Below are 1,576 nucleotides of genomic sequence, written 5' to 3'. Positions count from 1 at the left end.
CTGACATACAAACTAGTTCGTATTTTTCTTCCTTAGGTTTACTTACCGAATCACTTACTAACGCATGTAAATCCTCATCAAAGATTTCATGCTTTTTATCAGCTAATTCTTTGAATGCAGCAAATGCAGCATTTAATTCACTTTCAGACTCTAAAGCGATTCCTAATTCTTCTAAACGTGTACGAAACGCGTTACGTCCAGAAAGCTTGCCCAACACCAAACTATTCGTATGCCAGCCCACTGCTTCTGCCTGCATAATTTCGTAGGTTTCGCGATGCTTTAACACGCCGTCTTGGTGAATACCCGACTCATGAGCAAACGCATTAGCACCAACAATCGCCTTATTTGGCTGCACAGGGAAACCTGTAATTGACGATACTAATTTAGAAGCAGGTACAATTTGCGTCGTATCAATTCCAGTCTCTACATCAAACAGGTCAGAACGAGTGCGCACAGCCATCACGACTTCTTCAAGCGATGCGTTGCCCGCACGCTCACCTAAGCCGTTAATTGTACATTCAACCTGACGAGCACCTTGAGCAACTGCAGACAATGAGTTCGCAACCGCCAATCCCAAATCATTGTGGCAGTGAACAGAGAAGATAGCCTTGTCAGAATTTGGAATACGCTGGATCAATTGGCCGATCGTATTGCCATATTGTTCGGGAATCGCATAACCAACTGTGTCAGGAATGTTAATCGTAGATGCGCCCGCATCAATTGCGGCTTCAATGATACGACATAAAAAATCAATCTCTGAACGACCAGCATCTTCGCAAGAAAATTCAACATCATCAGTATGTGAGCGCGCTCGTTTTACTGCGCGAACAGCTTGCTCAATGACAGCATCTGGTTCCATCTGAAGCTTATACTTCATATGAATGGGAGACGTAGCTATAAACGTATGGATACGCGAAGCATTTGCCCCCTTCAGAGCTTCTGCAGCGCGATCGATATCTTTATCTAGCGCTCGAGAAAGACTACATATCCGAGAATCTTTTACCGTATTTGCAATCGCTTGCACAGCACCGAAGTCACCAGGACTTGCAATCGCAAAACCTGCTTCAATAACGTCGACTCTCATTTTTTCTAGCACACGTGCGATGCGAAGCTTTTCCTCTTTTGTCATCGACGCGCCTGGGCTTTGCTCACCATCACGCAAAGTGGTATCAAAAATTACTAACTTGTCTTTGGCTGACATATGCCAAACTCCTAAATTTCGAGATTTATATTCTGTACGCTTGTCGAAGGGGATAAAAATAACTGCCCTACGGCAGATTGAGGGTGAGCACGTCTAAAACTAGAGCGCAGAAAGGGGCAGGTGAATGCTTCGTAAAAATATTCATCACTAATTCATGCAACGACATGACTTAAACCAAAATAACAATGATTAAACCGGTTAGTGACTATAAACTTGCCACATTTATTTTCCAAGTTATTTTGAGCGATTTAGTGACAGATTCCTACAGATCTCGTATTTAGCTAAGCGCGCCTACATAACGGCAACCTTAACCTTTCGTCAGTTTTAGAGAATTATTTTAATTCAGTGCTATTCCCTAATATTAAGAAAATAAAT

The 1,576-nt window shown here is 42.5% G+C and carries 1 protein-coding gene; it reads right to left on the bottom strand.

Annotated features, from left to right (window positions below; genetic code table 11):
- Positions 1-1,201 (bottom strand): 2-isopropylmalate synthase (locus A3738_RS22760; protein ID WP_068763875.1); only part of this gene is annotated, 1,201 nt, incomplete at its 3' end.
- Positions 1,202-1,576 lie beyond the last annotated feature (375 nt).

It is taken from the genome of Oleiphilus sp. HI0066 (assembly GCF_001635725.1).
The sequence above is the reverse complement of the archived record's forward strand: the minus strand, read 5'-3'. Positions and strand labels throughout refer to the sequence as shown.